The organism is Acinetobacter sp. YH12219, assembly GCF_013417875.1.
Lineage (GTDB): Bacteria > Pseudomonadota > Gammaproteobacteria > Pseudomonadales > Moraxellaceae > Acinetobacter > Acinetobacter amyesii.
Genome location: NZ_VPDC01000045.1, coordinates 1 through 6101 on the forward strand (window position 1 = coordinate 1; position 6101 = coordinate 6101).

The window sequence follows — 6101 nt, forward strand, 5'->3', positions numbered from 1 at the left end:
GCATCCATGAACTAGACAAGGCTACCGACAAATTGAACTACAGATTTATTGCCTTGTTATGTGCAATTTTCCTCAGTCTGGTGCTGGTTTTCCTGTCTTTTATATTTTTATTTATTCCAAGTTTTGATGAGATCAAGGAACGTCGTGCAGAGGCAGCGTGGCTAGAACAAAGATATAATTTAGATATTAGAAATTGTAATGATAAATCTTGTGTCCGAGTTATGAAAAATGACTGTCATGGAACGAATAAGGATTACTGTGTTATTGACCCTAAATAAATACTGGCAAGTACTTTGCTCGGTTCTTTTCTTAATCTTATTGCTACCGAATATCGCAAAGTGGCTCGACTTTGAGATATGGCAATAGCCATGTCTCAAAGTATCGAGCTTTACTTTTCATTCTTTATGTCCTATCTATTTGCTATAGGGAAGCATACTTTATAGCACTGATAGTGGAATTAATAATGAGAAGGCATTTGATTTTCCTAGCTTTTATAATAATGATTTTTATTTTAGCTCTCGTTGTTAAACTCGATAATGATCGGAAAAAATTTGAAGTATTCAATGAAGTAGAGACAACAAGCAAGTTTATACAAAAAAACCATAGTTTTTTTATGGTTTTTTAAATACTTTATAAAATATAAATCCTTATTTGAGTTTCCATAACCCAGTATTCCATGACTGGGCTTTTTTTTATATTTTCAAATAGTGTTTTAGTAAAAATCAATCAAATTTCGTATAACAGCCATTATGTTAAATAACTTTTAGAAGCTTTAGTACAAGCTTGACAGATTGTCTTATCATTATAAAATAACCTTATTCAAATCATCCTCCCAAGAGTAACGCCAATGAAGTAAGTCATTTTCTCATCATTATTTTTAAACTTTTGATGTGCAAAATAGATTCTACTTGTGGCTATATATTCTTGGTCTCTACTTTATATCCTAAATAATATATTGTTTTTTATAAGTTAATCTTCACTATTTTGCATATCCTCTACATGAGGAATTTTTTATGCAACATGCATGTATTGCTTCAAACTTAAATTTAGAATTTTCTACACAGAAAATGTTTGATCAGCTAAACATTACGCTTTTATCAGGACAGGTTTCTGCATTAATTGGACGTAATGGTTTAGGTAAATCCCTATTGTTCAGAATATTAGATCAAAGCCAAGCTTTAGATATTCATTATAGTGGTCAAGTTTCATGGAATATCCAACATGATTATTTGGCACAATTAGAACGCCTTAATGCTGAAAATATTGCACAAGCATTAGAGGTAGATCATTTACATCATGCTTTTCGGCGTATAGAGAACAATACAGCTAGTTTTGATGATTATGAGTTAGTTGAAAATACCTGGGATTTACCACAAAAATGGCAAAATATACTTGAAAATGCTGACTTACCTACGGATTTGAACTTTCCAACAGAAAAACTGAGTGAAGGACAAAAAACAAAGCTGGCTTTATGTCGTTTGTTTTTAAAAAAGGATCACTATCTACTTTTAGATGAACCAAGCAACCATTTAGACTCAACATCTAGACAATGGTTAATTGAGAGTATTTTGGCACACCCTAGTGGTGTATGCCTGATTAGTCATGATCGCCAATTACTCAATCAAGTCCAACATATTTATGCTTTAACTGAATTAGGCTTACAACACTACAAAGGTAATTATGAGCATTACATTCAACAGCATCAGCTACACATGGATGCATTAACTCAGTCTATTAATAATGAGAAAAAAGAATTAAAGCAGTTAAAACAACGGCAACATGATAGCTTAATGAAAGCGAATAAACGTCAATCTAAAGGCAATGAACTTCGTGATTCTAATTCTCAAGCAAAGATTTTTCTAGATTTCAAAAAGGAAAATGCTGGACAAAGCTTAGGTAAGCTACGTGCCCAACAAACTCGACAAACTGATGATTTGAAAAATAGTCTGATTAATAGGCAGACCATTGTAGAAAAAATCAAAGCTCAGAAGTTTGAATTCCACTTACAGAGTACGAAGCAAGGAGAGATTTTAAGAATTCATGATTTAAAGCTACCCCATACAGCAACAAATAAAATTAATTTTGCATTGAAAGCTGGCGAAAAAATCCATCTTAAAGGTGCTAATGGAATTGGTAAATCAACCTTATTGAAATTGATTTCTACCCATCAACGTGATGATATTTTCTTTAGTGGAACATGTTTGTATTTAGATCAAAACTTTAGTTTATTAAATAATGATTTATCCGTAATCGAAAACCTTGCACTTTATAACTCCAATCTTACTGAAGTTGAGTGGAGAAATTTGTTAGGTCAGTTACGTATTCGTCGTGAAAAAGCTTTATTAAAACTATCAGAACTGAGTGGTGGTGAAAAATTGAAAGTCGCATTATTAGCAATGAGTCACTATCCTGATGGTATTGATTTATTATTGCTTGATGAACCAGAAAATCATTTAGATATTGAGTCTAGAGAGCTTCTATCGCAGGCTATTAGCCAATATCAGGGCGCTGTAATTTTAGTTTCACATGATCATTTTTTTGTTGAACAGTGTGAAATATCTGAAGAGTATTTAATTGAGTAAAATGACATTTTCAAATATATAGATTTATTAGTTCTACTAAAATTAACATAATACACCTTATACGAAATACAACTGTTTTTTCCTTCAAGATCATTATATTAGAGATTGCCGCCTTGAATCATAGAGCAACAAGGCGGCAACTTTTCTATTTTTTATGTTCCACGCTTACTATTTGATCATTGTTCCACGGTTTTGATTAGATATTTTAATTATTAAACTTCTTCCAGTAATAGCCGAGTGAGTGTCTACGAGCGACCACCTGGCATTAAAATTTCACCCCTACCTTTTCCCTGATTACAAACTCCCCTTTGCTTCATAACGAAAGATACAGAGCATCCCGAATGGGTGCGAACTGTATTAGCCAAATTCTAGACGAGCGAAGCGAGCATAAAGACTACTGAGCGAAGCGAAGGCATAGTTTCTTTTTTTATTAAATCCTCAATTCATATTTGAAAAAAACAGCCCCTCAACCGAGCTTTAGCGAGGTTAAAACGTCCGAGCTTTAGCGAGGGCATAGGGCTGTTTTCATGCCTACTTAGGCTTTTATATATATTTTAAAGCTTTTAAATGCTTTTACGACCGCTAGAAACCTTTCTATTAAAGACTTCTAGCGGTTATAAAGGGACATTTAGTCGGTTATAAAGGGACATTTAGTCGGTTATAAAGGGACATTTAGTCGGTTATAAAGGGACATTTAGTCTCTATAAAGGGACATTATAGGTATTGACCCTTTAGTGACTTCAATTTACAATGTCCATATTATAAGTAACAATATAATCTGATTATGAAAAATGAGCTTGTTGTGAAGGATAATGCGTTAATCAATGCTAGTTATAATTTAGAAGTAACTGAACAACGTTTAATACTATTAGCAATTCTTAATGCAAGAGAAACAGGCAACGGTATTACAGCCGATAGTAAATTAGAAATACATGCGAAGGACTATGCTAGCCGTTTTGATATAAGCAATGATGGGGCCTATAAAGCATTAAAGAATGCTGTTTTAAACTTATTTGATCGACAATTTTCCTTTAAAGAACAAGATAAAAAAGGAAATATAGGCACAGTAAAATCAAGATGGGTAAGCCGTATTAAATACATTGATGATTCAGCCACATTAGAGATTACGTTTGCGCCTGATGTTGTTCCATTAATTACAAGGCTTGAGCAGCATTTTACGAGCTATCAGCTTAAACAAGTTAGCCAACTTACCAGTAAATACGCTATACGTTTATATGAGCTTTTGATTGCATGGCGTGAAGTTGGAAAAACTCCAAAAATTGAGTTACACGATTTCAGAAGCAAAATTGGTATCGAAGACACTGAATACATAGCAATGAATGATTTTAAAAAACGTGTATTAGAACCAGCTATTAACCAAATTAATAAATATACAGATATTACGGCAACGTATGAACAGCATAAAAAAGGGCGATTAATTTCAGCATTTTCATTTATTTTTAAGCAAAAACACCAACCAAAGATTGAAAAGACAGTTGACCTAAAAAGGGATCCAAATACACCTGATTTCTTTATCCCTATGACAGATGCTCAACGACATTTATTTGCCAATAAAATGGCTAAATTGCCTGAATTGAGCGAGTATTCACGAGGAACTGAAAGCTATGAAGATTTTGCAATCCGTATTGCTGATATGCTTTTAGAACCTCCAAAATTTAGGATGTTCTATCCGCTACTGGAGCAACTTGGGTTTAAGTAACTATTTAAAATGGAGCTAAATAGCTCCCTTTTTTATTAATTTAGAACTGGCAAATCAAAAAGCTTTCTATCTCTATCTTCTGTTAAATACTCGTTGAGTTCAGCGAGTATTTTTTCTTTATTGGCTTCATTGGCATTCATTTTTTTAATCAAATAAGAACCAAGCAAAATTTTACGTCGAGTATCATCCTTCCTTTCCTGTTCTTTTTGCTTTGACCTTTCTCTAGCTTCGATAGCTTGTTTGCGAGCCTTTAACTGTTTCAGCTTTTCTAACTGGGCTTCGATTTTCTTTTCAAGAGTTTCAGCAGCTTTTGTCATGATTCAGATTTCGGGATATAGAAAACCACTCAAGCATAAAGCCCTATGAATTGGAATTCAAGCGGGCTTTATGCTATCGTGTTTTTCATGAAATGCGCACTTACGACTTGGATTTCATCCAAGTCAAAGTTTGCGTAAGGGGAATCCCCTTAACCCCAAAAATCGCTACGCAATTTTTAAAAGCAAAAGCAAAACCATCACAAGGCTAAGGCATGGCAATTTATCACTGTACGACGAAGACTGTTAACCGAAGTTCGGGACGAACTGCGGTTGCATCTATGGCTTATCGTGCAGGAGAAAAATTGAAAGATGAACGGACAGGATTAACGCACGACTTTACGAGAAAAGAAGGTGTGGTTTATACCGAAATTATTTCTAATTTGGATATCGAATTAGACCGAAGCCAAGTCTGGAATATGGCAGAAAAATCAGAGAACCGAAAAGATGCCCGAACAGCACGTGAATGGGTGATTGCTTTGCCTGATGAATTAGATGAGGAACAACGAAAAGAACTGGCCAAAGAGTTTGCGCAATCTTTAGTAGACCGTTATGGAGTAATCGCGGATTTAGCCATTCATGCACCTAGTCAGAATGGCAGTGATAAAAATCATCATGCACATATCTTACTGACAACGCGCAAGGCCGAATTAGATCCAGAGCAGAATTTAGTTCTTAAAGATAAAGCCGATATTGAGTTAAGTAATACCAAAAGAAAAACACTGGGTATGGGAACAAGCCAGGAAGAAATTAAACAGATCCGTTCCACCTGGGCAAACCTAGCGAATCATACCCTCGAACATGCAGGGTATCGGGAAAGAATCGACCACCGCAGCTATGTCGATCAAGGTAATCAGCTACAAGCCACTATCCATGAGGGTAGCAAGGTCACGCAGATGCGCAGGAAAGGTATAGATACTGAGATCAGTCGTTTCAACGACACGGTAAAACAGCAGAACAGCCAACAGCTCCAAAACAAACAACAGCATAAAGAAAAAACCTTAGAACAAGGGTTCAACCGTGTTGAGCAAGGCTTTGAGCAATGGAAGAAAGCACAGGAAGTTAAACGCCTAGAACTGGAACGTAAACAGCAATTGAAGCTACAGCAAGAACAAGCCATGAAGCAGAAACACCGCAAGAGCATGAAGAGAAGTGGACCATCGCTATGAGCAGCCAAAATGATTTAGATGATCAGTTGTATATTCTATTAGCCTCCATGAAGGAATATAGAGAAGCTATAGCAGATGATAACAAGCGATTAGAGACGTTTTACAACAAAGTAGCTAGTGGGGTACTAGAACAAAGCAAAAAGACCCTAAATAACGCAAATCAGGAAGCTACACGTGCCCTTCAAGGTCGCATCCATGAACTAGACAAGGCTACCGACAAATTGAACTACAGATTTATTGCCTTGTTATGTGCAATTTTCCTCAGTCTGGTGCTGGTTTTCCTGTCTTTTATATTTTTATTTATTCCAAGTTTTGA

At 35.3% G+C, this 6101-nt stretch carries 5 protein-coding genes and 1 pseudogene; 5 read left to right on the forward strand and 1 reads right to left on the reverse strand.

The window, feature by feature from the left end:
• The 3 genes and pseudogenes from FTV04_RS16205 to repM all read left to right on the forward strand — a co-directional run.
• A pseudogene (locus FTV04_RS16205) lies at positions 1-278 on the forward strand (hypothetical protein); the annotation flags it as partial.
• A 735-nt stretch (positions 279-1013) separates the two neighbouring features.
• On the forward strand, positions 1014-2582 hold the full coding sequence (locus FTV04_RS16210) for an ATP-binding cassette domain-containing protein (protein WP_159124549.1): 1569 nt from the start codon (positions 1014-1016) through the stop codon (positions 2580-2582).
• 784 nt (positions 2583-3366) lie between these two features.
• Complete coding sequence (gene repM / locus FTV04_RS16215; RefSeq protein ID WP_159516845.1) at positions 3367-4302, forward strand: replication initiation protein RepM; 936 nt, start codon at positions 3367-3369, stop codon at positions 4300-4302.
• Positions 4303-4337: 35 nt separating this feature from the next.
• On the opposite strand, the gene FTV04_RS16220 is transcribed toward repM, so the two are convergent.
• The gene (locus FTV04_RS16220; protein ID WP_180001894.1) at positions 4338-4619 is read right to left on the reverse strand and encodes a mobilization protein; all 282 of its coding nucleotides are present in this window, start codon (positions 4617-4619) and stop codon (positions 4338-4340) included.
• A 212-nt stretch (positions 4620-4831) separates the two neighbouring features.
• Here FTV04_RS16220 and mobQ point away from each other — a divergent pair, with 212 nt between their 5' ends.
• Together mobQ and FTV04_RS16230 are read left to right on the forward strand one after the other, a co-directional pair.
• Positions 4832-5785 carry a MobQ family relaxase gene (gene mobQ / locus FTV04_RS16225; RefSeq protein ID WP_180090389.1) on the forward strand — a complete coding sequence of 318 codons (954 nt, stop codon included), beginning with the start codon at positions 4832-4834 and terminating at the stop codon, positions 5783-5785.
• Positions 5782-6101 (forward strand): hypothetical protein (locus FTV04_RS16230; protein ID WP_180090391.1); only part of this gene is annotated, 320 nt, incomplete at its 3' end. The genes mobQ and FTV04_RS16230, both read left to right, overlap by 4 nt.